Below are 765 nucleotides of genomic sequence, written 5' to 3'. Positions count from 1 at the left end.
ACTAACTACCAAGACTTAAACGGTATCTCGATGTCAGGTCTATCTAAGTCGATGGATGACATGGTGTCACTTCTAAACAGCTTCCAAATTGAGGACACAGGTTACGTGTTCTTAACGAATGAAAAAGGTGACATTCAAATTCATCGTCAACAAGGCAAAAACAAAACGTCGATTGCGCAGCTTTTTGGCAGCAACGCGAATCAACTGCTGAACAAAAACAGCTTCAACCTAATTAATGTCGAGTTTGAAGGTAAGGACAATTTCGTCGCGAGTTTGTATGTGCCGTCAATGAACTGGTTTGTTATTGGCGTCGTGCCTGTTGATGAAGTGTTTGCTGATCTCAATGCCACTGGCCAAAAAATGATGATCACAACCATTGTAGTGGCGTTGGTGTTCATTTTGATGGGCGTATTGCTTGCAAACAGTATCACTAAGCCAATTCGTTTGATTGCAGATCGCTTTACCGATCTTGGTCAAGGCGAAGGTGATTTATCACAGCGTATTGAAATTCGTGGCAATGATGAAATCGCGCAACTTTCTAAAGGTTTCAACGGATTTATTGAGAAAATCCACGCAACCATGAAAGAGGTATCTTTGACGAGCGGTGCACTGAGTCAAGCGGCAGACAGCGTGTCGAGCAAAGCAACGTCAACGTACGACAATAGCCAAGAGCAACGTGACCAGACGATTCAAGTAGTTGCAGCGATCAACCAAATGGGCGCGACGATCAGTGAAATTGCGTCTAACGCAGCGACGGCAGCCGAT

1 protein-coding gene is annotated in these 765 nt (G+C 44.4%); it reads left to right on the top strand.

Translation table 11 applies throughout. From position 1 onward, the window contains the following. The coding region (locus tag R7Q09_RS25135; RefSeq protein WP_318143819.1) for a methyl-accepting chemotaxis protein at nucleotides 1-765 on the top strand (765 nt) is incomplete at both ends.

The organism is Vibrio sp. 2130-1 (assembly GCF_033339515.1).
Note: the sequence above shows the minus strand (reverse complement) of the source record. Positions and strands in the feature narration are given on the sequence as shown.